General features: G+C 58.1%; 16 protein-coding genes, 2 tRNA genes and 3 rRNA genes. 17 read left to right on the top strand and 4 right to left on the bottom strand.

All coding sequences use genetic code 11. From position 1 onward, the window contains the following. Positions 1 to 395: 395 nt before the first annotated feature. The 5 genes from KQP88_RS06755 (at position 396) to rrf (ending at position 5,557) form a co-directional block, all read left to right on the top strand. Positions 396 to 1,934: ribosomal RNA gene (locus tag KQP88_RS06755) — 16S ribosomal RNA — on the top strand. A 64-nt stretch (positions 1,935 to 1,998) separates the two neighbouring features. Continuing rightward, positions 1,999 to 2,075, top strand: a tRNA-Ile gene (locus KQP88_RS06760). Between the two features lie 7 nt (positions 2,076 to 2,082). Next, positions 2,083 to 2,158, top strand: a tRNA-Ala gene (locus KQP88_RS06765). 257 nt (positions 2,159 to 2,415) lie between these two features. After that, a 23S ribosomal RNA gene (locus tag KQP88_RS06770) occupies positions 2,416 to 5,308 on the top strand. A gap of 133 nt (positions 5,309 to 5,441) precedes the next feature. Then, positions 5,442 to 5,557: ribosomal RNA gene (gene rrf, locus KQP88_RS06775) — 5S ribosomal RNA — on the top strand. The 16S, 23S and 5S rRNA genes sit together here with 2 tRNA genes alongside, the layout of an rRNA operon. Positions 5,558 to 5,659: 102 nt before the next feature. Here the strand turns inward: rrf and KQP88_RS06780 are convergent. Next, positions 5,660 to 6,592 carry an AraC family transcriptional regulator gene (locus tag KQP88_RS06780; RefSeq protein ID WP_216705162.1) on the bottom strand — a complete coding sequence of 311 codons (933 nt, stop codon included), beginning with the start codon at positions 6,590 to 6,592 and terminating at the stop codon, positions 5,660 to 5,662. A 176-nt stretch (positions 6,593 to 6,768) separates the two neighbouring features. Here KQP88_RS06780 and KQP88_RS06785 point away from each other — a divergent pair, with 176 nt between their 5' ends. Next, on the top strand, positions 6,769 to 7,941 hold the full coding sequence (locus KQP88_RS06785) for an aldo/keto reductase (protein ID WP_200994289.1): 1,173 nt from the start codon (positions 6,769 to 6,771) through the stop codon (positions 7,939 to 7,941). A gap of 15 nt (positions 7,942 to 7,956) precedes the next feature. Here KQP88_RS06785 and KQP88_RS06790 read toward each other — a convergent pair whose 3' ends face one another. Continuing rightward, positions 7,957 to 8,862: a LysR family transcriptional regulator gene (locus KQP88_RS06790; protein ID WP_216705163.1), complete on the bottom strand. Its 906-nt coding sequence runs from the start codon at positions 8,860 to 8,862 to the stop codon at positions 7,957 to 7,959. Between the two features lie 106 nt (positions 8,863 to 8,968). Here KQP88_RS06790 and epsC point away from each other — a divergent pair, with 106 nt between their 5' ends. The 5 genes from epsC to KQP88_RS06815 are packed head-to-tail and all read left to right on the top strand — an operon-like array spanning position 8,969 to position 14,231. After that, positions 8,969 to 9,733, top strand: coding sequence for a serine O-acetyltransferase EpsC (epsC, locus tag KQP88_RS06795; protein WP_216705164.1), 765 nt, complete (start codon positions 8,969 to 8,971; stop codon positions 9,731 to 9,733). An 18-nt stretch (positions 9,734 to 9,751) separates the two neighbouring features. After that, positions 9,752 to 10,642 (top strand): VOC family protein, encoded by an 891-nt coding sequence (locus KQP88_RS06800; RefSeq protein WP_216705165.1) that lies wholly within the window; start codon positions 9,752 to 9,754, stop codon positions 10,640 to 10,642. A 14-nt stretch (positions 10,643 to 10,656) separates the two neighbouring features. Further along, positions 10,657 to 11,547, top strand: a complete 891-nt coding sequence (locus tag KQP88_RS06805; RefSeq protein WP_216705166.1) for an NAD(P)-dependent oxidoreductase — start codon at positions 10,657 to 10,659, stop codon at positions 11,545 to 11,547. Between the two features lie 3 nt (positions 11,548 to 11,550). Further along, entirely contained in the window at positions 11,551 to 13,068 is a 1,518-nt protein-coding gene (locus KQP88_RS06810) for an aldehyde dehydrogenase family protein (RefSeq protein WP_198728851.1), read from the top strand. A 5-nt stretch (positions 13,069 to 13,073) separates the two neighbouring features. Next, on the top strand, positions 13,074 to 14,231 hold the full coding sequence (locus tag KQP88_RS06815) for a M20 aminoacylase family protein (RefSeq protein WP_198728850.1): 1,158 nt from the start codon (positions 13,074 to 13,076) through the stop codon (positions 14,229 to 14,231). Between the two features lie 86 nt (positions 14,232 to 14,317). Here the strand turns inward: KQP88_RS06815 and KQP88_RS06820 are convergent, their stop codons facing one another. Then, complete coding sequence (locus KQP88_RS06820; RefSeq protein ID WP_200994283.1) at positions 14,318 to 15,694, bottom strand: L-serine ammonia-lyase; 1,377 nt, start codon at positions 15,692 to 15,694, stop codon at positions 14,318 to 14,320. A gap of 127 nt (positions 15,695 to 15,821) precedes the next feature. On the opposite strand from KQP88_RS06820, the gene KQP88_RS06825 reads away from it, so the two are divergent. Further along, positions 15,822 to 16,739 (top strand): LysR substrate-binding domain-containing protein, encoded by a 918-nt coding sequence (locus tag KQP88_RS06825; RefSeq protein WP_216705167.1) that lies wholly within the window; start codon positions 15,822 to 15,824, stop codon positions 16,737 to 16,739. 60 nt (positions 16,740 to 16,799) lie between these two features. Here KQP88_RS06825 and KQP88_RS06830 read toward each other — a convergent pair whose 3' ends face one another. After that, on the bottom strand, positions 16,800 to 18,128 hold the full coding sequence (locus tag KQP88_RS06830; RefSeq protein ID WP_200994281.1) for a DUF3100 domain-containing protein: 1,329 nt from the start codon (positions 18,126 to 18,128) through the stop codon (positions 16,800 to 16,802). Between the two features lie 316 nt (positions 18,129 to 18,444). Between KQP88_RS06830 and KQP88_RS06835 the strand changes: the two genes are divergently transcribed. From KQP88_RS06835 to KQP88_RS06855, 5 genes are all read left to right on the top strand, one after another. Then, the gene (locus KQP88_RS06835; RefSeq protein WP_216705168.1) at positions 18,445 to 19,365 is read left to right on the top strand and encodes a LysR family transcriptional regulator; all 921 of its coding nucleotides are present in this window, start codon (positions 18,445 to 18,447) and stop codon (positions 19,363 to 19,365) included. Positions 19,366 to 19,489: 124 nt separating this feature from the next. Beyond that, a complete protein-coding gene (gene acnA, locus KQP88_RS06840; RefSeq protein WP_216705169.1) occupies positions 19,490 to 22,168 on the top strand; it encodes an aconitate hydratase AcnA in 2,679 nt (892 codons plus the stop codon). Between the two features lie 373 nt (positions 22,169 to 22,541). After that, a complete protein-coding gene (locus tag KQP88_RS06845) occupies positions 22,542 to 23,594 on the top strand; it encodes a lactonase family protein (RefSeq protein WP_200994279.1) in 1,053 nt (350 codons plus the stop codon). A 58-nt stretch (positions 23,595 to 23,652) separates the two neighbouring features. Further along, positions 23,653 to 24,975: an MFS transporter gene (locus KQP88_RS06850; protein WP_216705170.1), complete on the top strand. Its 1,323-nt coding sequence runs from the start codon at positions 23,653 to 23,655 to the stop codon at positions 24,973 to 24,975. Positions 24,976 to 24,993: 18 nt separating this feature from the next. Then, complete coding sequence (locus tag KQP88_RS06855) at positions 24,994 to 25,716, top strand: transporter substrate-binding domain-containing protein (RefSeq protein ID WP_216705171.1); 723 nt, start codon at positions 24,994 to 24,996, stop codon at positions 25,714 to 25,716.

Here is a 25,716-nt window from a genome sequence, read left to right on the forward strand (position 1 = left end):
TATAAGCAGGCGCCGGGCATTTCGGGATATGTAGAAAAAGTTGTGAAAAAGGGTTTGACACAGTAATCGGATAATGTAGAATTCGCCTCCCGCTAACGAGCAACGCGACGTTGATCGAAGCGCAAGTGGTTGAAGTTGCAAAGGAAACTTTGAAACTTGTTGAAATAACCGCTTGACAGATACAGAGGACGCTGTAGAATGCGCGCCTCGGTTGAGACGAAAAGGCTCAACCCACCGCTCTTTAACAACTGAATCAAGCAATTCGTGTGGGTGCTTGTGGTGTAAGACTGAAGTCAACAGATTATCAGCAACGCAAGTTACTCCGCGAGAAATCAAAGATGTAACCAACGATTGCTGAGCCAAGTTTAGGGTTTTCTCAAAACCCAACGATGTTTGAACTGAAGAGTTTGATCATGGCTCAGATTGAACGCTGGCGGCAGGCCTAACACATGCAAGTCGGGCGGCAGCACAGGTACTTGTACCGGGTGGCGAGCGGCGGACGGGTGAGTAATGCCTAGGAATCTGCCTGGTAGTGGGGGATAACGCTCGGAAACGGACGCTAATACCGCATACGTCCTACGGGAGAAAGCAGGGGACCTTCGGGCCTTGCGCTATCAGATGAGCCTAGGTCGGATTAGCTAGTTGGTGAGGTAAAGGCTCACCAAGGCGACGATCCGTAACTGGTCTGAGAGGATGATCAGTCACACTGGAACTGAGACACGGTCCAGACTCCTACGGGAGGCAGCAGTGGGGAATATTGGACAATGGGCGAAAGCCTGATCCAGCCATGCCGCGTGTGTGAAGAAGGTCTTCGGATTGTAAAGCACTTTAAGTTGGGAGGAAGGGTCGTTACCTAATACGTGACGATTTTGACGTTACCGACAGAATAAGCACCGGCTAACTCTGTGCCAGCAGCCGCGGTAATACAGAGGGTGCAAGCGTTAATCGGAATTACTGGGCGTAAAGCGCGCGTAGGTGGTTCGTTAAGTTGGATGTGAAATCCCCGGGCTCAACCTGGGAACTGCATCCAAAACTGGCGAGCTAGAGTAGGGCAGAGGGTGGTGGAATTTCCTGTGTAGCGGTGAAATGCGTAGATATAGGAAGGAACACCAGTGGCGAAGGCGACCACCTGGGCTCATACTGACACTGAGGTGCGAAAGCGTGGGGAGCAAACAGGATTAGATACCCTGGTAGTCCACGCCGTAAACGATGTCAACTAGCCGTTGGAATCCTTGAGATTTTAGTGGCGCAGCTAACGCATTAAGTTGACCGCCTGGGGAGTACGGCCGCAAGGTTAAAACTCAAATGAATTGACGGGGGCCCGCACAAGCGGTGGAGCATGTGGTTTAATTCGAAGCAACGCGAAGAACCTTACCAGGCCTTGACATCCAGTGAACTTACCAGAGATGGTTTGGTGCCTTCGGGAACACTGAGACAGGTGCTGCATGGCTGTCGTCAGCTCGTGTCGTGAGATGTTGGGTTAAGTCCCGTAACGAGCGCAACCCTTGTCCTTAGTTACCAGCACGTCATGGTGGGCACTCTAAGGAGACTGCCGGTGACAAACCGGAGGAAGGTGGGGATGACGTCAAGTCATCATGGCCCTTACGGCCTGGGCTACACACGTGCTACAATGGTCGGTACAGAGGGTTGCCAAGCCGCGAGGTGGAGCTAATCTCACAAAACCGATCGTAGTCCGGATCGCAGTCTGCAACTCGACTGCGTGAAGTCGGAATCGCTAGTAATCGCGAATCAGAATGTCGCGGTGAATACGTTCCCGGGCCTTGTACACACCGCCCGTCACACCATGGGAGTGGGTTGCACCAGAAGTAGCTAGTCTAACCTTCGGGGGGACGGTTACCACGGTGTGATTCATGACTGGGGTGAAGTCGTAACAAGGTAGCCGTAGGGGAACCTGCGGCTGGATCACCTCCTTAATCGACGACTCAGCTTCACCATAAGCTCCCACACGAATTGCTTGATTCATTGAAGAAGACGATTGGGTCTGTAGCTCAGTTGGTTAGAGCGCACCCCTGATAAGGGTGAGGTCGGCAGTTCGAATCTGCCCAGACCCACCAATTGTTTGGGGCCATAGCTCAGCTGGGAGAGCGCCTGCCTTGCACGCAGGAGGTCAGCGGTTCGATCCCGCTTGGCTCCACCATACATTGGTCAGCATCACGTGCTGCAGCAGCAACCACAGTCAAAGCTTAGAAATGAGCATTCCACCAACACGGTGCCTGAATGTTGATTTCTGATCTTTATCAGAATCGTTCTTTAAAAATTTGGGTATGTAATAGAAAGTTAGACTGTGCACCACTTTCACTGGTGGAACACAGGCTAAGGTAAAATTTGTGAGTGAATTGCAAATTTTCGGCGAATGTCGTCTTCACAGTATAACCAGATTGCTTGGGGTTATATGGTCAAGTGAAGAAGCGCATACGGTGGATGCCTTGGCAGTCAGAGGCGATGAAAGACGTGGTAGCCTGCGAAAAGCTTCGGGGAGTCGGCAAACAGACTGTGATCCGGAGATGTCTGAATGGGGGAACCCAGCTGTCATAAGACAGTTATCTTGTACTGAATACATAGGTGCAAGAGGCGAACCAGGGGAACTGAAACATCTAAGTACCCTGAGGAAAAGAAATCAACCGAGATTCCCTTAGTAGTGGCGAGCGAACGGGGACCAGCCCTTAAGTTGAGTTGAGATTAGCGGAACGCTCTGGAAAGTGCGGCCATAGTGGGTGATAGCCCTGTACGCGAAAATCTCTTGTCAATGAAATCGAGTAGGACGGGGCACGAGAAACCTTGTCTGAACATGGGGGGACCATCCTCCAAGGCTAAATACTACTGACTGACCGATAGTGAACCAGTACCGTGAGGGAAAGGCGAAAAGAACCCCGGAGAGGGGAGTGAAATAGATCCTGAAACCGTATGCGTACAAGCAGTGGGAGCCCACTTTGTTGGGTGACTGCGTACCTTTTGTATAATGGGTCAGCGACTTATATTCAGTGGCAAGCTTAACCGAATAGGGGAGGCGTAGCGAAAGCGAGTCTTAATAGGGCGTTTAGTCGCTGGGTATAGACCCGAAACCGGGCGATCTATCCATGGGCAGGTTGAAGGTTAGGTAACACTGACTGGAGGACCGAACCGACTACCGTTGAAAAGTTAGCGGATGACCTGTGGATCGGAGTGAAAGGCTAATCAAGCTCGGAGATAGCTGGTTCTCCTCGAAAGCTATTTAGGTAGCGCCTCATGTATCACTGTAGGGGGTAGAGCACTGTTTCGGCTAGGGGGTCATCCCGACTTACCAAACCGATGCAAACTCCGAATACCTACAAGTGCCGAGCATGGGAGACACACGGCGGGTGCTAACGTCCGTCGTGAAAAGGGAAACAACCCAGACCGTCAGCTAAGGTCCCAAAGTCATGGTTAAGTGGGAAACGATGTGGGAAGGCTTAGACAGCTAGGAGGTTGGCTTAGAAGCAGCCACCCTTTAAAGAAAGCGTAATAGCTCACTAGTCGAGTCGGCCTGCGCGGAAGATGTAACGGGGCTCAAACCATGCACCGAAGCTACGGGTATCACCTTCGGGTGATGCGGTAGAGGAGCGTTCTGTAAGCCTGTGAAGGTGAGTTGAGAAGCTTGCTGGAGGTATCAGAAGTGCGAATGCTGACATGAGTAACGACAATGGGTGTGAAAAACACCCACGCCGAAAGACCAAGGTTTCCTGCGCAACGTTAATCGACGCAGGGTTAGTCGGTCCCTAAGGCGAGGCTGAAAAGCGTAGTCGATGGAAAACAGGTTAATATTCCTGTACTTCTGGTTATTGCGATGGAGGGACGGAGAAGGCTAGGCCAGCTTGGCGTTGGTTGTCCAAGTTTAAGGTGGTAGGCTGAGATCTTAGGTAAATCCGGGGTCTCAAGGCCGAGAGCTGATGACGAGTGTTCTTTTGAACACGAAGTGGTTGATGCCATGCTTCCAAGAAAAGCTTCTAAGCTTCAGGTAACCAGGAACCGTACCCCAAACCGACACAGGTGGTTGGGTAGAGAATACCAAGGCGCTTGAGAGAACTCGGGTGAAGGAACTAGGCAAAATGGCACCGTAACTTCGGGAGAAGGTGCGCCGGTGAGGGTGAAGGACTTGCTCCGTAAGCTCATGCCGGTCGAAGATACCAGGCCGCTGCGACTGTTTATTAAAAACACAGCACTCTGCAAACACGAAAGTGGACGTATAGGGTGTGACGCCTGCCCGGTGCCGGAAGGTTAATTGATGGGGTTAGCGCAAGCGAAGCTCTTGATCGAAGCCCCGGTAAACGGCGGCCGTAACTATAACGGTCCTAAGGTAGCGAAATTCCTTGTCGGGTAAGTTCCGACCTGCACGAATGGCGTAACGATGGCGGCGCTGTCTCCACCCGAGACTCAGTGAAATTGAAATCGCTGTGAAGATGCAGTGTATCCGCGGCTAGACGGAAAGACCCCGTGAACCTTTACTATAGCTTTGCACTGGACTTTGAATTTGCTTGTGTAGGATAGGTGGGAGGCTGTGAAGCGTGGACGCCAGTCTGCGTGGAGCCATCCTTGAAATACCACCCTGGCAACTTTGAGGTTCTAACTCAGGTCCGTTATCCGGATCGAGGACAGTGTATGGTGGGTAGTTTGACTGGGGCGGTCTCCTCCTAAAGAGTAACGGAGGAGTACGAAGGTGCGCTCAGACCGGTCGGAAATCGGTCGTAGAGTATAAAGGCAAAAGCGCGCTTGACTGCGAGACAGACACGTCGAGCAGGTACGAAAGTAGGTCTTAGTGATCCGGTGGTTCTGTATGGAAGGGCCATCGCTCAACGGATAAAAGGTACTCCGGGGATAACAGGCTGATACCGCCCAAGAGTTCATATCGACGGCGGTGTTTGGCACCTCGATGTCGGCTCATCACATCCTGGGGCTGAAGCCGGTCCCAAGGGTATGGCTGTTCGCCATTTAAAGTGGTACGCGAGCTGGGTTTAGAACGTCGTGAGACAGTTCGGTCCCTATCTGCCGTGGACGTTTGAGATTTGAGAGGGGCTGCTCCTAGTACGAGAGGACCGGAGTGGACGAACCTCTGGTGTTCCGGTTGTCACGCCAGTGGCATTGCCGGGTAGCTATGTTCGGAAAAGATAACCGCTGAAAGCATCTAAGCGGGAAACTTGCCTCAAGATGAGATCTCACTGGAACCTTGAGTTCCCTGAAGGGCCGTCGAAGACTACGACGTTGATAGGTGGGGTGTGTAAGTGCTGTGAGGCATTGAGCTAACCCATACTAATTGCCCGTGAGGCTTGACCATATAACACCCAAGCAATCTGCTGACGCAGGTTGTGGTGAGTGAAGATGACGAACCGAAAGTTTGCGCCACCCACACATTCTATTACACACCCATTCGCGGGTCCGTGAATCATCACGCACCGGCTACCGAATTTCTTGACGACCATAGAGCATTGGAACCACCTGATCCCATCCCGAACTCAGCAGTGAAACGATGCATCGCCGATGGTAGTGTGGGGTTTCCCCATGTGAGAGTAGGTCATCGTCAAGATTACATTCCGAAACCCCCATCTGCACAGGCAGGTGGGGGTTTTGTCTTTCTGGTCGTTGGCGAAAGACGAAACAGTGGGAGGCGGCTTGCCGGCGACAGCACCTAAGAAGCCGGAATCGAAGTCCGCGTCTGGCGAATGTCACGTGAAGGTGGCGCGCCGAAGCGGCGGGCGTACTCGCGGCTGAATTGCGAAACGCTTTCATAGCCCACACGCAATGCCGCTGTATTGGCGTCCAGCCGCTCCGTCAGCATCAGGCTACGTGCTGCATGCAGGCGCAGTGTCTTCTGATACTGCAAGGGGCTGGTGCCGGTGAGCTGGCGGAAGTTATGGTGCAGGGTCGAGCCAGCCATGCCCGCAATCTCCGCGAGTTCGGCAATACGCAACGGCTTGGCATAGTTGCGCTTGAGCCAGTCAATCACTCTCACAATTCCACGTGAGCGATACCCCTCACGTACGATCCAGCGCAGCCAGTCTCCAGCTTCGCTGAGAAGCAGCCGCAGGCAGACCTCTCGCTTGACCAGTTCTGCCATGAGCGGAATCTCTTGGGGACGATCCAGCAAGCCCACCAGACGGTTGAACACATCGATCAACTCATCCGATGCTTGCCCGGCGGCGTAGCAACGAGTCGGATGGGCGCTGCTCTCGACCACGGGCATGCTTTGAACAACATCGTGCAGAATCGCCATATCGAGTTTCAATACCACTGAGAGGTAAGGGCGCTCGGCACTGGCCTGGATGACTTTTGCTGTGGTGGGGATATCAATCGAAGTGACGAAAAAGCCGCCTGGCTCTGACAACAATTCTTCATGACCGAATACGGTGTGCTTGGTGCCCTGAACAATCAGCGCCATACAAGGTTCGTAGACGCAATAGGTCGGTAAGCCAGGCGCCTCCATGCGATAGAAGGTCAGGCCCTTTATGGCGCTGGGGTTAGCCTCTTCACTGCAATGGGCTATCAACCGTGAGGCAAGTCGCTTTAGACCATCGCCTTCCCGGCCAGGATTAGGAGCGGACAACGCCAACGATTGATTCATGAACCTGACCCTGCAAGGACTGAGATTGCAGTGTGCGCAGAAGAGGTCATCCGCTCAAGTGGGGCGGCAGGATTGTGCAAAAAGAGCATCGGATTGTGATCACGCCCCTCAAAACCGCTCGTCTATCTTGGGGTTCTTCCTGGTGTTCCCCCACGAAATTGAGCAAGGAATCTGTGATGGATCGGCGTGATTTTCTCAGGCTTTCGGCAGGCGGCGCACTGGCGGCCACATTGCTGCCCATGGTGGGTAATGCCCAGACATTGACCAGCGTGCCAGTGGGTGAACGCGGCAGCGTGATGCCGACGCGTGGCAATGTGGTGCGCACGGCGCTGCAGACGAACCCGGCCCGGCACAACCTTCGTTACATGACGCCTTACCGCTTCGGCATGGGTGGGACGCAAATCGGTAATATCTTTGCCCCCATCAGCGATGAGCAGGCGGCAGCTGTCTTGCAGTCGGCCTGGGATTCCGGCGTGCGACTGTTTGATACATCGCCCTTCTATGGATTCGGCCTCAGCGAATATCGCCTCGGACGTTTCCTGCATAACCGCAACCCGGATGACTATGTCATTTCCACCAAAGTCGGGCGCGTGTTCAAGGCAGCAGGCAAACCTCGTGGCGATAGCTCGATCTGGACCTCTCCGGCACCTTTTGAATACCGCTACGACTACACCGCTGCCGGAGCCCGGCGCTCTGTCGAGGACAGCCTGCAAAGGCTCGGCCTGGCGCGTATAGACGTGGTTTACATCCACGACCTGTCGCCGGACAACACGGAGTTGCAAGGCGGCTGGGAAGCGGCCTATGAAGTTGCCCGTACGGGAGCCATGCGAGAGCTGGAAAAAATGCGCGAAGAAGGGCTGATCAAAGCCTGGGGATTCGGAATCAACCGGCCTGACGCCGCCGTTCGTGCTGTAGAGCATGACGACCCTACGCCGGACATCGTCTTGCTGGCTTGCCAGTATTCCATTGTCGATCACGAACAGGCGCTTGACCGGACTCTGCCTGCGTTGGCCAAAAAAGGCACAAGCGTTGTGGTCGGAACTCCGCTCAATGACGGTTTTCTGGGAGGCGGCCGGCGTTTCAACTTTTCGACCGAATTGCCGCCGCTTGCTGTCGAGCGTCGCGCCAGACTGGCTGCCATAGCCGGTCGTCATGGCATCGACATGCGTACCGCCGCCTTGCAGTTTGCTGCCGCGCACCCGTTGGTGTCAGCCATTGTGCCCGGGTCCCGCGTACCGGGACAGATCGCCAGTAATGCCCAGTCCATGAAAGTCGCCATCCCGGCAGACTTCTGGGCCGAGCTCAAGCAGGAGCGCCTTATCGCCGGGCATGCTCCGGTTCCGACTTGATGCGGGCTGCCAGCCTCAGTCCTGAAACGCCGTCATTTCCTGCAACAGCAGCGTCATGAGCCGGCTGGCACCGACACTGAGCTGACGCCCCAGTCGGCTTATCAGGTGAGTCTGGGGGCTGCTGAACACTTCATGCTGCAAGGGCAGGGCCAGCAGCTTTCCGGCTTTCATTTCCTCTTCGATCACGAAGGTGGGCAGCAGTGTGACGCCGCCATGCATGGCGAAATGCTTGAGCATGGAAAAGGTGTTGCAGGTCAGCACCGGTTTTACTGAGACGCCCAGTTGATGCTCGGCCTGCAGCAGAATCTGGCGGATGCCGTAGGACACGCTTGGCAGAGCCAGTTGATAACGATCCAGGCCTTTGAGTTCGAGAGGGCCTTTTTCCTGGGCCAGTGGATGATCAGGGCTGGTCACTACGCAGACAGGTTGCCGTTGATGGGCGTGTGAGCGGATCTTCGGGTCGGCGGCCGGGTTGAAGACCAGGCCGATATGCGCCTCATCCTCCACCACCTGACGGATCACCTCGTTGCTGCCGCAGACATTCACGATCAGTTCTATCCTGGGATAGAGCGCCGAGAACTTTGCCAGCGGTTGCGCCAGGCTTTCCAGAAAACCTTCCCCCGACACCAGCGTGACCGAACCGCTGTGCAGCCCGCGCAACGCCTGAATGGATTCCAGCAACACTTCCTGCTGGGTGAGTCGTTGCCGGTAATACGCCAGCACCTTGTCGCCCGCTTCAGTGGGTTTGACGCCACGACGATGCCTTTCCAGCAGCGGTGAACCCAGCTCCTGTTCCAGTTGGGCGATCTGTCGGCTGACGGCCGAAGGCGCGACGTTCAGGAAATCAGCCGCAGCCCGGACACTGCCCAGGCGCACTGCTTCGAAGAAATAAAGAATCCGCCGATCCTGAACGAGGCTCATGATTTTTCCTGTGTTGCGGTAAAGGCAACATAAATTCAATTTTTTGATTATTGCTGATGGGTGTCAGCGCTGTCCATACTCGATCCATAGGCAAACGGGAGGGTGTATGACAGCTCTTTGGCAACGTCTGCGCCAACAGGCGCAACAGCTTGGTGAACGTAATCCGGTGCTTGCCCTGCATGCACACAACCGGATCTTGGCGCATTCATCCTTTGAGTCTGCCCTGGCCGCCAATCTGGCTCACCAGCTTCAGGACAAAGTGCCTGATGCCGATCTGCAGGGCTGGTTCAAGGCCGTACTGCAATCCAACCCGAGCATCACCGAAGCAGCGGCTGTGGACATCAACCATCTGGTTGTCGTCAATCCAGCCTGTCCCGATCACCTCACAGCCTTCCTGACCTTTCGCGGCATCCAGGCCGTGCAGGCCTATCGCATTGCCCACTCGCTCTGGAACGACGGCGACATCCAGAGCGCCGTGCTGCTACAGAACTGGGCAGCCAGCGCCTGGAGTATCGATATTCATCCCGCCGCCCGGCTTGGCAAAGCCCTGTTCGTCGATCACGGCATCGGGCTGGTGATTGGCGAGACCGCTGTGGTCGAGGATGAAGTCAGCCTCTGGCATGGCGTCACGCTGGGCAGCACCCTCAATGAAGCAGGGGATCGCCACCCCAAGATCCGTCGCGGCGCGCTGATCTGCGCAGGCGCATCTGTACTGGGCAATATCGAAGTGGGCGAGCGCGCCATCGTGGCCGCCAATTCCGTTGTACTCAAACCCGTGTCTGCGGGCGTCGTGGTGGCCGGTGCGCCCGCCAGACCCGTTGGCACTGCACCGGCTTCACTCGCGACCTTCACGACAAAATCACAAGAATAATGCAGGGAAAGTTCATCTATGGCAGCCGTCGCTCAGTTTCCACAAGGTATCGATCATCCGCTGGTCACGGTGCGTGACCACGCCCATGCGTTGCAGCTCTATCGGAAAATGGGCTTCATGCCGTCCCCGGTCAGTTATCACCCATGGGGCAGCGTGACCTCGCTGATGATGTTTGAAAGCAACTTCATCGAACTGATCGGTATCGACGATCCGGCAAAGTTCGGCACCAACTCGGTCAACGGTTTCTGCTTTGGTCGCCAGTTGGGCGAGTTTCTGGACCGTGGCGAAGAGGGCGTTTCGCTGGTGGCCTTGCACAGCAAGGATGCGGACGCCGATCACGCGCGTCTGGTCGAGGCCGGCCTGCCGAGCCAGGGGCGGATCGATTTTCGCCGCAGCATGACGTTGCCTGACGGACGTCCCGATGAAGCGGTTGTGTCCCTGGGGTTATTCATCGACCCGGCGCTGCCCGATGCTTCGAACTTTATCTGTCACCAGCACCGCCCCGAACTGATCTGGGTACCGGGCTGGCAGAACCACTGCAATGCCGTGGACGGGATTTTCAGCGTGACCTACCTGGCTGATCCGGCAGAACTGGAGCCGCGCTGGAAAGCCCTGTACGGCGACGCCGTTACCTACAACGGCAACATCCTGCAAGCCGATACCCGCTGCGGTCTGCTGCGAGCCATGGATGCTGCCACCGCTGCCCTTCAATACCCCGGCGTCAGGCTGCCCCACGCCGCCAGCGAGCGTGCCCATGCCATCGCCATCGGCCTGCATACCAAAAGCCTGGACACGGCGCGCTTCATCCTCGAACACAACGAAGTACCCCACGAATACGTGCCGGGCCGCGTCATGGTGCAACCCGAAGCGGCGGGCAACGTCATCCTTGAATTTGTACAAAACCTTTAACCGAGATACGAAACATGACTTTGAAAGTAGGTGTGATCGGACTGGGCAACATGGGCGGCGGCATGGCGGCCACCCTGGCGGGCAAAGGCTTCGATGTGAGCGGTTTCGACCTGTCTCAGGCGGCACTGGCGCAAGCCGAGAGCAAAGGCGTCAAGCCGGTTGCCGACCGCAAGCAACTGATCCAGGACTCGGACATTCTGATCCTGTCGCTGCCCAAGGCCGAGCACGTCGAGTCGGTCTGCCTGGGCGAGGGTGGCATCATCGAGTTCGGCCGCAAGGGTCTGGTCGTCGTCGATACCACCACGTCCACACCGGAAATGAGCCGCAAGGTGGCTGCCGAACTGTTGAAGACCGGCGTGGCCTTTATCGATGCTCCGGTTTCCGGCGGCCCCAAAGGCGCGGCCACTGGCACCATGTCCATGGTGATCGGTGCTGAGGATGATGACCTGGCCCGTGTCATGCCCGTGCTGGAAGGCATGAGCGGCACCCGCGTTCACGTCGGGCAGTGTGGGGCCGGCAACGTCGCCAAGATTGCCAATAACATGCTGGCCGCCTGTCATCTGATCAGCACCGCCGAAGCGGTCGCCATGGCGGCCAAAGCCGGTGTCGATCCGGAGAAACTGCTGCAAGGCCTCAATGCCGGTTCGGGGCGCAGTGGCGCTACCCAGGTCATGTTTCCGACCTGGGTGCTCAACAAGGCTTACGACTCCGGCTTCACCATGGGCCTGATGCGCAAGGATGTGGGGTTGGCCAGCGATCTGGCGGACAGCCTGGACATGGAGCTGCCACTGTCCCGTGTGGTGGCCCAATTGTGGAAAGCCAGCAGCGAAACCCTGGCGGATAACGAAGACTTCTGCGCAATCGTGCAGCGTACCGATGCCCAACTTTACGGCCGTGGAGAGTAACCGATGAGCACTGCAAAAATCCTTGAACTGCTGCGTCCTTACTGGGGCGATCGCAGTGTCATTGCCAGCTACGTCGGTGGTGAATTCGTCGAAGGCCACGGTGCTCCGGTCGAAGTGCGCAATGCCCATGATGACAGCGTCCTGCTGAGCTTTCCTGATGCCGATGAATCCCTGGTCGAACTGGCCGACAAGGCCGCGAAGACCGCTCAGGCGCAATGGTGGGCACTGACCGCCCAGGCCCGTGGTCGTGCCATGTACCAGATCGGTGCCCTGATTCGTGAAGAGCAGGAAAACCTGGCCCAGATCGAGTCCCTGACCGCCAACAAGCCGATTCGCGATGCCCGTGTCGAAGTGCTCAAAGTCGCCGAGATGTTCGAGTACTACGCCGGCTGGGCCGACAAGCTGCATGGCGAAATCATTCCGGTCCCCACCACGCACCTGAACTACGTGACCTACGAGCCCCTGGGCACCGTATTGCAGATCACGCCCTGGAACGCGCCGATCTTCACCTGCGGCTGGCAGATCGCACCGGCTATTGCGGCCGGTAATGCGGTGATTCTCAAGCCGTCCGAACTGACGCCTCTCAGCTCGCTGATGATCGGTGTGCTGATCGAGCGTGCCGGTGTGCCAAAAGGTCTGGTCAACGTCATTGCCGGTTTCGGCCACTCCATTGGTCAGGCCTTCATCGCCAAAGCCGACATTCGCAAGGTCGTGTTCGTGGGCTCGCCTGCAACCGGTCGTCATATTGCGGTGGCGGCGGCTCAGCGTTGCATTCCGGCGGTACTGGAACTGGGCGGCAAGTCGGCCAATATCGTGTTTGAAGATGCCGATCTTGAAGTCGCCTTGCGCGGCGCGCAGGCGGCGATTTTCTCCGGTGCCGGTCAAAGCTGCGTATCCGGTTCGCGCCTGCTGGTGCAGGAATCGATCTTTGAAAAATTCACCAACGCCCTGGCCGTGGCTGCCACGCAATTCAAGGTCGGTGACCCCAGCGATCCGGAAACCCAGATCGGCCCGATCAACAACGCCAAGCAATACAACCATGTGAAAACCATGGTCGAAGGCGCACTCAAAGACGGCGCGAAACTTGTGGGCAAAGAGGCCGATCCCATCCCGAACAAGCCGGGTTACTACGTCAATCCGACCGTACTGGCGGGCACCAATGACCTGTATTGCGCTCAGGAAGAAATCTTCGGGCCAGTGGTCGTGGCGATTCCATTCAAGGACGAAGAAGACGCCATCCGTATCGCCAACGACAGCCGTTTCGGCCTGGCCGGTGGCGTCTGGACCCGTGATGTCGGTCGTGCCCATCGCGTTGCCAAACAGGTACGCGCCGGGACTTTCTGGGTCAACGGCTACAAAACCATTCACGTCAGCTCGCCCTTCGGCGGTTACGGCGAAAGCGGTTATGGCCGTTCCTCGGGCCTCGATGCGTTGCGTGAGTACAGCGAAGTGAAAAGCGTCTGGGTTGAAACCGCCGCCAAGCCTGCTGCAAGTTTTGGCTATGGCGCGAGTCTGGAGTAACTGTAATGAAGATTTCCAAAGCCCTGATCGATCAGGCGACTGTCTGGCGTCGCACGATTCACGCGGCGCCAGAACTGGGTTTCCAGGAGCTGCAGACCTCCGACAAGGTGGCGAATCTGCTCACCAGTTTTGGCATCGAGGTCCATCGCGGCCTCGGCGGCACGGGTGTCGTCGGTACCCTGCGCAATGGCGATGGCCCGGTGATCGGCATTCGTGCTGACATGGATGCGCTGCCGATCCAGGAACTGGGCGACACCGCACACAAGTCGGTACACAAGGGCTGCATGCACGCCTGCGGTCACGATGGTCATACCGCGATTCTGCTGGCGACTGCGCGGCACCTGTCTGAAACACGCAAGTTCCGTGGCACGGTGCATTTCGTCTTCCAGCCAGCCGAAGAAAATCTGGGCGGTGCCCAGCGGATGATCGAGGATGGCCTGTTCGAGCAGTTCCCGATGGACGCGATCTACGGGCTGCACAACTGGCCGGGCGTTCCGGCGGGTAATGTCGTGATCAATCCGGGTCCGATGATGGCTTCGCTGGATACCTTCGAGATCACCCTGACCGGCAAAGGCAGTCACGCTGCGATGCCGGACAAGGGCACCGACCCGATTGTGGCGGCTGCCGAGCTGGTTCTGGGGTTGCAGACCATCGTGTCGCGTCGTCTTTCACCGCTGGATTCGGCTGTGGTCAGCATCACCCAGTTCAATGCCGGGGAAGCGATCAATGTGATTCCGGAAACGGCGGTATTGCGCGGCACGGTGCGTTGCCTGCAGACGCCGGTACGCGACAAGGTCCAGCAACTGATCGGCGAATTCGTCGAGCGTTTACCGGTGGCTTTCGGTGTGCGTGGCGAGCTGGTCTACAACGTCGGCTACCCGGTCACCGAGAACCATGTCGACGCGGCGGCCACGATTCGTCGTGCGGCTGTTGCAGCGGTGGGTGAGGCCAATGTGCAGTGGGGTTGCAACCCGTCCATGGCATCCGAAGACTTCGCCTTCATGCTGCATGCCTGTCCGGGTGCTTATGTCTGGCTGGGTGTGGACGGCGAGAAACCTTCCGCCGCGCTGCATAACCCGTATTACGACTTCAACGATCAGGTGATCGAACCTGGCGTTGCGGTATGGACGGCGTTGGTGGAGCAGTGCCTGCCGGTGAGTTGATCATTTCACCGGGTCTTTCGCGAATAAATTCGCTCCCACAGAATGAACAACCTGTGGGAGCGAATTTATTCGCGAACAGAGCGCAATCAGCACTCCACCAGATTCACCGCCAACCCGCCCCGTGACGTTTCCTTGTACTTGTCGTGCATATCGGCACCGGTATCGCGCATGGTGCGGATGGCGTGATCCAGGGAGATGAAGTGCTCGCCATCCCCACGCATGGCCATTTGTGCCGCATTGATCGCCTTCACGGCAGCAATGGCGTTGCGCTCGATGCAAGGCACCTGAACCAGGCCGCCGACCGGGTCGCAGGTCAGGCCAAGGTTGTGTTCCAGGCCGATTTCCGCAGCGTTTTCCACTTGTTCCGGCGAGGCTCCGATAATCTCCGCAAGCCCGGCCGCCGCCATGGCGCAGGCCGATCCGACTTCCCCCTGACAGCCTACTTCCGCGCCCGAGATGGAAGCGTTTTTCTTGCACAGAATGCCCACCGCAGCGGCACTGAGGAAGAAGCGCACCACGTCGTCGTCATTGGCGGCCGGGTTGAATTTCATGAAGTAATGCAGCACCGCAGGCACGATACCCGCTGCGCCATTGGTGGGCGCAGTGACCATGCGGCCACCGGCAGCGTTTTCTTCGTTCACCGCCAGGGCGAAGAGGTTGACCCACTCCATGGCGCTGAGGGTCGAGCCTATCACATTGGGGTTATCGAGATTCTGCAGGTTCTGATGCAGGCGGTGGGCACGACGACGGACCTTCAGGCCACCGGGCAGAATCCCGGTTTCGTTCAGGCCCTTGTTCACGCATTCACGCATCGCTTCCCAGATGACCAGAATCTTCGCGCGGATTTCTTCCTCGCTGCGCCAGGCCTTTTCGTTGGCCATCATCAACCCGGAAATGCTCAGACCGTGGGTCTTGCACAGCTTGAGCAATTCGGCGCCGCTGGAGAAGTCATAAGGCAGCACGGTTTCATCGCTGTCCAGCACGCCGCTGGCAGCTTGCGCGGCGTCGATCACGAAACCGCCACCCACCGAATAGTAGGTCTGCTCGTGCAACTCACCGGTCGCCCCGTAGGCACACAGCGTCATGCCGTTGGGGTGATAGGGCAGGCTTTCGTCCAGCAGGCACATGTCGCGCTGCCAGAGGAACTTGATCTCCCGCTCGCCGGCCAGCATCAACTGGCCGTTCTCCAGCAGGGCGTCGATGCGTTGATTGACCTGGCTGGGGTCGATCTGGTCTGGCCACTCGCCCATTAAACCCATGACAGTCGCACGATCGCTGCTGTGACCGATGCCCGTGGCCGACAGAGATCCGTACAATCGCACTTCGATCCGTTCTACGCTATGCAACAGGTTGCGCTCGCGAAGGTCGGTTACAAACAGCGCCCCGGCCCGCATCGGTCCTACGGTGTGTGAACTGGAGGGGCCAATGCCGATTTTGAACATGTCGAAGACGCTGATAGCCATCACGGAGGTCCTGCAAATGAGTTTCCATGGGAGTCATGGAACTCCCTGTTCATGGTTCTCATATTTGGCTCAGGGCTTCCAAACGACAAACGATTGTTCCTATGCAACGCTTTAGCGGAACTCTTCAATGAGCAGAATTTTCAATGCACAGATGCACGCCTGGTTACAGGTCTTTGCCTGTGCCGCCCGACATCTTTCTTTCACCCGTTGCGCCGAAGAGCTGCACGTGACGCCGGGTGCCATCAGCCAGCAGATGCGTCAGCTCGAAGAGCGTCTGGGTTTTGCCCTGTTTCACCGGGTCGGGCGCGGGCTTGAGTTGACCGCCGAAGGGCAGCGGCTGGCGCTGGTGGCCAATGAAGTGCAGAGCCGTATCAGCGATGAATTGCGCCTGCTGTATTCCGGGCGGATCGGCGGCGTGTTCAAGCTGCGCTGCATTCCTTCGTTCCTCGGCAAATGGCTGATGCCGCGCTTGCCACGCTTGCAGGAGGCTTTCCCGGATATCCAGTTGCGGATCATTGCCGAAGACAGCAGCGGCTCGTTGCGCGACGACGACTTCGATCTGGCCATCGATCTCAATGACGGCAGCTATCCGGGCTTGATGACCACGCCTTTGCTGGAAGAAGAGCTGTTCCCTGTGTGCTCGCCCGTGCTGCTGGAAGGCAAGCCGCCTCTGGATACGCCCAGCCAGCTGGTGCATTTCCCGCTGTTGCACGACATCACGGCCTGGCGTGGCAGCTACGAGTATGCAGAGTGGGAGTTCTACCTGGCTGCTATCGGTGCTGCCGGGATCGACGTGCGGCGCGGGCATACTTTCAATCGCAATCACCTGACCATCGACGCCGCGAGAATGGGCATGGGCGTGGCCATTGCCCGTAAGGCGCTGATCACCGACGAACTGGAGCAGGGCTCGCTGATCGTGCCTTTCGGGCATCCGATCAAGGCCAAGAAGAAATACGTGCTGGCCTATCGCGAAGGCGCGTTGAGCACACCGTCCAGGCGCGCGGTGCATGACTGGCTGGTAAGCGAGGCCGTACCGGATAAATGACCGGGCAAATGAAAAGGGCGCGTCAATCGACGCGCCCTTTTCAGTGTCCAGCCGAGTGGATCAATGGAACAGTTCAGCGATCAGCACGGCACCTATGAATGTGCCGAAGTTGGCGAGGAACGATACCAGTACGATCCTCCAGCCCAGACGACGGAACGCAGGCAGATCCTTGGCAATCGACAGACCGGCGAAGGCCAGCATCGGGGTAATCACCGCCAGCATGTTGATCGAGCTGGTCAGGCGGGTGATTTCCGCTGCGAACGGGCAGGCAGGCGAGGTCAGGAACATTGCCACCAGCGACACCGTGCAGACTGCCGGGATCTTGCGACGCAGCAGGCTGCAGAGCATTTCACCCACGAAGGTACAGAAGATCATGATGCCCATGCCGGTGAGGGCATCGGTGGACAGGGTCTTGTAACCGACGTAGTTGGCGATCAGCGCCAGCGCACCGGCTGCCAGCCAGGCACTGACCTTGCCGGCCCAGCTCAGCTCCGGAACATCCAGAGAGACGTCCTTGCTGCTGATGTTTTCGTCGCTGATGGAAGCCTTGGTGGTTCGACCGATCAGCGGCTCCAGCACCCTATAACCCCAGACCGCCAGCGGCAGGGAAATGAACAGGGTGAAGTAGGTGCCGATGGTGGTAGTGATCAGGTTGGAGGCGGCCGCCAGCGTCATGACTTCCTTGGCGACTTCCGGGGTCTGTTGAGCGGCAATGGCGCCTGCGGCAGCGGCCATCATGCTGCCCGAACCGATGCCCGAGCCCATGGCCAGGGAGTTGGGATGGAATATGCCGAGGCTGGCGATGAAACCGGCCACGATGGCAATGAACAGCGCGCCGAACAGGGTGCCGGTCAGGTATTCGGCCAGTACGCCGCGACCTTCAGGGGAGTCCATGCCATAGCGTTCACCGATGATCGCCAGGCTCGGCTCGCGGCCGACAGAGAAGGTGGCGCCGATGGCTTCACGCTTGATGCCCAGCATCAGCGCGACGGGCAGGCCGAGAATCACCGTACCGACGAAATGGCCGAACTCCTGGAACAGCAACGCCCAGCCGGAGGCGAATACCACCGGCAACGAACCGCCGACCACCAGACCGAGTTTGGCGATGAAAATCAGCAGGGCAGGTTGCAGGATGGACGCCGAGCGCAGTTGCGTGGCGTGGTCGACACCGATGGTGCCTGGCATGCGGCGGCTGGCGATACCGATTACCGCGCCCAGCACCAGTGCCCAGACCATGGGCAGCAAGACGACTTTGCCGGGGCCCAGGGGGATGCTGATGGCGCCGATCATTTCGGCGACGATAAGGATGATCGCGGCCCAGATATACAGTTTTACGGTGGCTGAAACAGCCTGCTTGTCGCCCGCCACTGCGGCCTGTGAGTGTTGCATGATGATCCCCTTGCCTGCTGAATGACCTTTTAAGAGGCCTTATCAATCGTTGTTGTGCTTTCAGGAGGGCGCGTTGTGGCGCCCGGGGCAGCTTCAAAAGTCCATGGCGTCCATGGAAGCCCTTGTGGGGCTGGATATTCTTGTAAGGCCGCAGAGTGATATCGGCCCAGGCTGCTTTGAACCTTTGGCTGGAGTATGCAGAGCGCCATGCTGCCCACCAATATTGCGAACTTTATTTATCGTTGCCTTAATCAGAACACAGAAAGTAGGGTTTTGAGCTGCAGCAGACGCGAAGACAGCCGTGAAATCCTGTTTAATGCCCATCCCCTCTGCGAGGATTTCCCCATTGCGCTACGACCTGACCAGCCTGGACGTTTTCATTACTGTTGCCGAAGAGCGCAACCTGACCCGTTCTGCGCGTATCAGGCACCTGGCGGTATCGGCCATCAGCAAGCGCATCACAGAACTGGAAGCCCAGGTGGGTTCGCCCTTGCTTTTGCGCAACGCACGAGGGGTCGAGCTGACACCGGCGGGACAGTCGATGCTGTTCTATGCGCGCCAGCTCAAGCAAACCCTCGCCCAACTGGATACCGAACTCGGGGAATACGCCACCGGGGTCAAGGGCCACGTGCGGATTCATGCCATCACCTCGGCGCTCTCGCAGTTTCTGCCCGACGACGTGGCCGGGTTCGTCGCCTTGTATCCGCAGATCAAATTCGATATCGAGGAGCGGGTCGGTTCTGCAGTGATTCGTGCCGTGGCAGACGGTCGAGCGGATCTTGGCATCATTGCTGCGCAGACGGCTTCTCAGGGGCTGGAAACCTTGCCCTACCGCAACGATGAACTGACGCTGGTGGTGCCTGCCGATCATGTCCTGGCGACGCGCAAGTCAGTGCGCTTCGAGGAAGCGCTGGGGCACGAATTCGTCGGGCCGCACCTGGAAAGCTCCATGCACACCTTGCTGACCAGCGAGGCGCAAAAGCTGGGCATGGACCTGCGGCTCAGAATCCGCATCAGCAGCTTCGACTGCATGTGCCGGATGGTGGGCGCCGGGCTTGGCGTTGCGATCCTGCCGCGCAGTGTCATCAAACAATACCTGCGCAGCCACAGACTCAAGGCGGTGACACTGGACGAAGCCTGGGCGCAACGCTCGCTGTTGCTGGTGTTCAGAAAATACGAAGCGGCCTCGCCGACCCTCAAAACCCTGATCGATAACTTCAGGCTCGCCACCGACTGAGCGTTCTCCATCGGCGAACGCTGCCTTGGCGAGACTTCAATTTTCATCCGTGGGCAGTGCTCCTAGTATCGGCTTCATAGCGGTGTCAGTGCCGCGAATACTATAAAAAGCCGAGCCCAAGCGTATGACCGAGATCGCCCCCGACCTGATCAACCATCTGGTCATCGACCATGAGCCGTTTGCTTTCGTCGACTTGCACAAGATGCTTTCGTCCGAGCAATTGGCAAAGCTGCCTTATTCGATCCGCATCCTGCTGGAAAACGTCGCTCGCTGTGCCCCCGAGGCATTGCCTTCGGTACTGGCCCGAGCCGTGGATCACGGCCCTGACTGCGAAGTGCCGTTTCAGCCCAACCGCCTGATGTTCCACGACACCACCTGTCTGCCTGCACTCGCCGATTTCGCTGGCATGCGCGATGTCGTCGCGGAACTGGGCGGTGATCCTCAGGCGATGAATCCGTCCATTGCGGCGGTGCTGACCATCGACCACTCGGTCATCGTCGAAAGCTATGCACAGCCTGATTCGGTGCAGCAGAACCTGGACATCGACTTCCGGCGCAACAGCGAGCGCTATCGCTTCATCAAATGGGCGCAGAAAAGCCTCGATAACTTTGGCGTCATTCCGCCGGGCACCGGCATCATCCACCAGATGAACATGGAAGCCCTGGCGCAAGTGGTCTGGGAAAGTCGCACCGAGGACGGCCAGCGCCTGCTGCACCCTGACGATATGGTCGCCACCGACAGCCATACGCCGATGATCAATGCCATCGGCGTGCTGGGCTGGGGTGTCGGCGGTCTGGAAGGGCAGGCGGCGATGGTCGGAGAGCCGGTGCCGATCAGCTTTCCCCAGGTGATCGGCATTCGCGTCAGCAACGTGCTGCGCCCTGGCGTCACCGCCACCGATCTTTCCCTGCATGTCGCGCAGATCCTTCGTCAGCGCAAGGTGGTGGGCAAGTTCGTCGAGTTTACCGGGCCGGGCCTTTCGACCCTGAGCTGGGCGGCTCGCGGTACTGTCTCGAACATGGCACCCGAGTACGGCGCGACTGTGGTGTTCTTCCCGTTCGATGACGAAACGCTGTCGTACCTGGCGTTGAGTGGCCGCTCCCCGGAGCTGCGTTCCAGAATCATCAGCTACATGAACGCGCAAGGTCTCTGGCGGCGTGATGAACTGGCCGAGCCCGAGTTCGACGAACTGATCGAACTGGATCTGGCGAGCATCGAGCCCAGCGTTGCCGGCCCGCATCAACCCCATCAGCGCCAGACGCTTTCCAGCGCTGCAGCGTCTTTTCGCAATGAAGTGCTGGGCGGTGCTGACCTGATTGCCGGGCCTGTTGCCCAGTCCTTTTTCGAACCCTCTTTTCAAGAGCCCATCACCCATGGCGCCGTGGTGCTGTCGGCGATTACCAGTTGCACCAACACGGCCAATCCATCACAGATGATCCAGGCCGGATTACTGGCCCGCAAGGCGCGCAGCCTGGGCTTGAAGCGCAAGCCATGGGTCAAGACGTCACTGTCACCTGGCTCTCAAGTGGTCGCGGATTACTTGCAACAGGCCGATCTGCTGGTGGATTTTTCGGCACTGGGTTTCGATCTGGCAGGTTTTGGCTGCATGACCTGTATCGGTAACTCCGGCAAGCTTGAAGAGCATGTCGAGGCGTTTGCCGATCAAGGCCTCAAGGGCGTTGTGGTGCTGTCGGGCAATCGCAATTTCGAAGGAAGGGTCAATCCGAAAGTGCCAGCGGGTTATCTGGCTTCGCCGGCACTGTGCGTGGCTTATGCCATTGCCGGCACGATCGATATCGATCTCGATTCCCAGCCGCTGGGGTATGAAAGCAACGGCCAGCCGGTGTATCTGCGGGATCTGATGCCCAGTGATGCGGATGTCGCAGAGCTGGCGCTGGGCGTGGTCAAGCCGGAGTTCTTTCGCAAGCGTCTGGAAACCGTCTGGGACGGCACGAGCCATTGGCAGGCGCTGTCTGCCGAGGGGAGCGTGCAGTTTCCATGGAGTCCGCAATCCACCTACCTGCGTCGTCCTCGATACCTGATGGATGTCGGTATCGAACCCAAGGCCAGCCTGGGCATTCGTGAGGCGCGGGTGCTGATGGTGCTGGGCGATAACGTCACCACCGACCATATCTCGCCTGCCGGTGCCATTCCTGCTGCCAGCCTGGCTGGCCAATGGCTGCTGGAGCGGGGCGAGGATCCGCAGGACCTCAATCAGTACTCCACGCGGCGCAGCAACCATGAAGTCATGTTGCGGGGCGCGTTCACCAATCCGTCGGTCAGGAATCTGCTGCTGGATGGTGCTCAGCCAGGGCCGGGTGTCTGGGCCTGGAATGCAGATCACAGCGAGTGCCTGCCGCTGTTCATGGCGGCTCAAAGTTATGCCCACAGCGACACGCCCATGGTGGTTTTCGCCGGGATCAACTACGGCGCAGGCTCAAGCCGTGACTGGGCCGCCAAGGCCCAGGCACTGCTGGGCGTCAAAGCCGTGGTGGCTCGCAGCATCGAGCGTATTCATCGCAGCAATCTGATCGGAATGGGTGTGATCCCTCTGCAGTTCAAGGCCGGGCAAAAGGTTGAAGACCTGCACCTCGATGGCTCCGAGCAACTGGATTTCAGCGGGCTCGATGAGCTGGTGGTGGGCGATAACCCGGTCGTGCTGAGCATTCGGCATGTCGGGCGAGAGCCTCGTCAGGTCGAGCTGTCGGTGCGCCTCGACTCGTTGCAGGAGGTTCGCTACCTCACCCATGGCGGCGTGTTGCCGTTCGTGATTCGCAAGGTGGTCAAGCGCACCCGGCAGTGAATGCCCAGGTCGGAATGCCAGATTTGTGGGAGGCAGCTTGCTGGCGAAAAAGGCTTCAAAACCGGCAGATATTCTGTGTTTTCAACACCGACGTCGCCAGCAAGCTGCCTCCCACAAAGTTATGTGATCGGCATTACACGTTTTGCAATCAACAATAATAAGGAAGGCAAACATGCACAGCGACGACAGAGACGCAGGCCCTTGCGCGCCTGCCATTCATCCCACTGAAGCCGGCTTCACCCGGCGAACGCTTATCAGGCAAATGGGCACCGCCGCTGGCTTTGCGATGCTCGCATCCCTGGTACCGATCGGGCGTGCAGACGCGACTGAAACATCGAACAGACCATCCAAGGCTACCCGGAGAACAACCCCCATGTACGCATATGTCGGGTCAAGGACCACGCGTGAACGCAATGCCCGTGGCGAAGGCATCACGGTTTATGAAGTGGATCAGGAGCACGGCACCCTCAAGCCGGTCCAGGTGCTGAAAGATCTGGTCAATCCGTCCTTTCTGGCACTCAACCGCGCCAATGACCGGCTGTATACCGTGCATGGCGACCAGAGCGAGGTCAGCGCTTTCAGTATCGACAAGGCCACAGGCAAGCTGACGTTCATCAACCGGCAAAGCTGCGAAGGCAAGAACCCGGTGCATCTGGCGCTCGACCCCAGCGAACGGTTTCTGGTGGTGTCCAACCACATCGGCGGTTCGCTGGCGGTGCTGAATGTGGCCGAAGACGGCTCCCTTGGCACACTGAACCAGTTGCTGAAACTCGAAGGGCCGCTGGGGCCGCATCGGGTCGAGCAACCGTTCTCCAAGCCGCACTTCAACCCCTTCGATCCGTCCGGTCATTTTGTGCTGGTTCCGGACAAGGGGCTGGACCGGATCTTCAGTTTTCGCTTCGACAACGGCAAGCTCTACCCGGCCGACCAGCCGTTCGTCACTACTCGCGAAGGTGCTGGCCCGCGGCATGTGGCGTTGCATCCCGGCGCACCTTTTGCCTATGCCATCAATGAGCTGGATTCGACAGTCACGACCTACCGCTTCGATGCTTCGAACGGCGCACTCAAGGCCATTCAGGTGCTGCCTTCGCTGCCCGCGACCTTTACCGGCAACAGTCGGGCATCGGAGATTCAGATCGACCGTCGCGGACGTTTTCTCTACGCCTCCAATCGTGGCTACGACAGTGTCGCCACCTTTGTCATCGACGAAGGCACCGGCATGCTGAGCCCGGTGGAGTTCGTCGCGACCGAGGGCAAGACGCCGCGTTTCTTTACCCTGACGCCCAACGAGCGGTTCCTGTTTGCACTCAATGAAGACAGCGACACCATCATTTCGATGGCGGTCGATGCGAAAAAGGGCGGGTTGAGCAAGACCGGCTTCTCGATTTCCACCGGCAGCCCGGTGTGCATGGTTTTTACCGCATAAAGCGCAACACTATAAAAACAATGGATGCAGGCACGGCCCTGCATCCCGTGAGGTCGCCATGAATAACAACACTGCAATCGACGAAACTGCGGTCGTCCGCAAAGTCACCCTGCGGATCATTCCGTTTGTCTTTCTGCTGTACATCGTTTCGTATCTGGACCGCGCCAATATCGGTTATGCGGCGCTGCAAATGAACAAGGAACTGGCCCTGACCAGTGAAGCATTCGGGTTCATCTCGGGGATTTTCTTCATCGGTTATTTCCTGTTTGAAGTCCCCAGCAACGTGATGCTCAACAAGTTCGGCGCCCGGGTCTGGATTGCACGCATTCTGGTGACCTGGGGTTTTATTGCGGCCCTGACGGCCTTTGCCCAGAACGCCAACCAGCTTTATGTGCTGCGCTTTCTGCTGGGCGTGGCCGAGGCGGGTTTCTTTCCGGGCATCATTGTTTACCTGACCTTCTGGTTTCGCTCCAAGGAGCTGGCAACCACTGTGGCGCTGTTCACGGCGGCGATTCCGGTGAGCTACATCATCGGTGCGCCCCTGAGCACCTGGATCATGGATAACGTGAACTGGTTCAACTGGAGCGGCTGGCGCTGGATGCTGTTCCTTGAAGGCATCCCGGCGGTTTTTCTGGGCATCGCTTGCCTGTTCTACCTCACGGACCGTCCCGAGCAGGCCAAATGGCTCAAGCCGCATGAAAAGGCCTGGCTGACAGACGAACTCGAACGTGATCGTCAAAGCCGCAAGAACGTGAAGAGCCTGAGCGTCTACAAGACCATGACCAATCCCAAGGTCCTCTACCTGTCGTTCATCTACTTCGTCTATCAGTGCGGCAGCCTCGGGATTGGCTACTGGATGCCGCAGATCATCAAGGGCTTTTCCGACTCGTTGACCCACACACAGATCGGCCTGATTGCGATGCTGCCTTATATCGTCGCCACGGTGGCGATGATCGTCTGGTCGCGCAGTTCCGACCGCCGCAATGAGCGCAAGCTGCATTCGGCGATTCCGTTGCTGGTGGCTGCGCTGGGGTTGATGGGGGCGGGTGCCTTGCAGAGTCCGGTTCTGGCAATGGCCATGATCTGTGTGAGCCTGTCAGGCCTCTACAGCTTCAAGTCTCCCTTCTGGGCCTTGCCGACGCTGTTCCTGACCCGCTCGACAGCGGCGGTTTCCATCGCCGTGATCAACTCCATCGGCAACCTGGGCGGTTTTGTAGGTCCATCGTTGATTGGTCTGGTCAAAGGCAACAGCCAGAGCGCATCCAATGGGTTACTGTTTCTGTCTGCGCTGTTGCTGGCAGGTTTCCTGATGACGATCCTGATGCGCGTTACCAACCCGCCCGCCGACGAAGGTCAGGCCCTGAGCCAGCAAGCCCGTTAAGCATTCGAGGAGAGTTCGATGAGTTCGATCAGCCCCGCAGTAATCAATGATCTGGCACCTCAAGGTGTGCTTCGCGCTGCCATCAATTTCGGTAATCCCGTGCTGGCCCAGCAAGCGCCGGATGGCTCGCCGCAAGGTGTATCGGTCGCCCTGGCCAAGGCGCTGGCGCAGGAGCTGGGCGTGCGTCTGGAAATGGTGACCTTCGATGCGGCGGGCAAGGTTTTCGCGGCACTGTCCGAAGGTGTCTGGAATATCGCATTCCTGGCCATCGAGCCGGTGCGTGAAGAGCAGGTCGCGTTCAGTGAGCCTTATGTGATTATCGAGGGCACGTATCTGGTGAATGCCCAGGCGCCTTATGTGTCGGTCGAAGAACTTGATCAGCCGGATATCGGGATTGCAGTAGGCAAGGGCGCGGCCTATGACCTGTATCTGAGCCGCACCCTGAAAAATGCCCGGCTGGAGCGGGCGGAAACCTCGGCAGGTGCTGTGGACCTGTTCATCGAACAAGGCCTGGAGGCGGCAGCGGGTGTGCGTCAGCCGCTGGAAAAGGTCGCGGCCAGCGATGCGCGCTATCGCGTACTGGACGGCGCATTCACCTCCATTCGCCAGGCCATGGCCGTACCGCGCCAGCGTGAGGCTGGCGCGGCGTTTGTCAGAGCCTTTGTCGAGCGCAAGAAGGCCGAGGGTTTTGTCAAAAACGCACTGGTCGAAAGTGGCCAGGCGGATGTGACTGTCCCTTGA

The sequence above is a fragment of the Pseudomonas lijiangensis genome (assembly GCF_018968705.1).
GTDB classification, from domain to species: domain Bacteria; phylum Pseudomonadota; class Gammaproteobacteria; order Pseudomonadales; family Pseudomonadaceae; genus Aquipseudomonas; species Aquipseudomonas lijiangensis.

Excerpts from the sequence above, each read along its gene's own strand:
- epsC (WP_216705164.1), top strand. The coding sequence starts at position 8,969 with ATGACAGCTCTTTGGCAACGTCTGCGCCAACAGGCGCAACAGCTTGGT.
- KQP88_RS06835 (WP_216705168.1), top strand. The coding sequence starts at position 18,445 with ATGCCCATCCCCTCTGCGAGGATTTCCCCATTGCGCTACGACCTGACC.
- KQP88_RS06820 (WP_200994283.1), bottom strand. The coding sequence starts at position 15,694 with ATGGCTATCAGCGTCTTCGACATGTTCAAAATCGGCATTGGCCCCTCC.
- KQP88_RS06815 (WP_198728850.1), top strand. The coding sequence starts at position 13,074 with ATGAAGATTTCCAAAGCCCTGATCGATCAGGCGACTGTCTGGCGTCGC.
- KQP88_RS06780 (WP_216705162.1), bottom strand. The coding sequence starts at position 6,592 with ATGAATCAATCGTTGGCGTTGTCCGCTCCTAATCCTGGCCGGGAAGGC.
- KQP88_RS06790 (WP_216705163.1), bottom strand. The coding sequence starts at position 8,862 with ATGAGCCTCGTTCAGGATCGGCGGATTCTTTATTTCTTCGAAGCAGTG.
- KQP88_RS06850 (WP_216705170.1), top strand. The coding sequence starts at position 23,653 with ATGAATAACAACACTGCAATCGACGAAACTGCGGTCGTCCGCAAAGTC.
- acnA (WP_216705169.1), top strand. The coding sequence starts at position 19,490 with ATGACCGAGATCGCCCCCGACCTGATCAACCATCTGGTCATCGACCAT.
- KQP88_RS06810 (WP_198728851.1), top strand. The coding sequence starts at position 11,551 with ATGAGCACTGCAAAAATCCTTGAACTGCTGCGTCCTTACTGGGGCGAT.
- KQP88_RS06855 (WP_216705171.1), top strand. The coding sequence starts at position 24,994 with ATGAGTTCGATCAGCCCCGCAGTAATCAATGATCTGGCACCTCAAGGT.
- KQP88_RS06830 (WP_200994281.1), bottom strand. The coding sequence starts at position 18,128 with ATGCAACACTCACAGGCCGCAGTGGCGGGCGACAAGCAGGCTGTTTCA.
- KQP88_RS06785 (WP_200994289.1), top strand. The coding sequence starts at position 6,769 with ATGGATCGGCGTGATTTTCTCAGGCTTTCGGCAGGCGGCGCACTGGCG.
- KQP88_RS06800 (WP_216705165.1), top strand. The coding sequence starts at position 9,752 with ATGGCAGCCGTCGCTCAGTTTCCACAAGGTATCGATCATCCGCTGGTC.
- KQP88_RS06845 (WP_200994279.1), top strand. The coding sequence starts at position 22,542 with ATGTACGCATATGTCGGGTCAAGGACCACGCGTGAACGCAATGCCCGT.
- KQP88_RS06805 (WP_216705166.1), top strand. The coding sequence starts at position 10,657 with ATGACTTTGAAAGTAGGTGTGATCGGACTGGGCAACATGGGCGGCGGC.
- KQP88_RS06825 (WP_216705167.1), top strand. The coding sequence starts at position 15,822 with ATGAGCAGAATTTTCAATGCACAGATGCACGCCTGGTTACAGGTCTTT.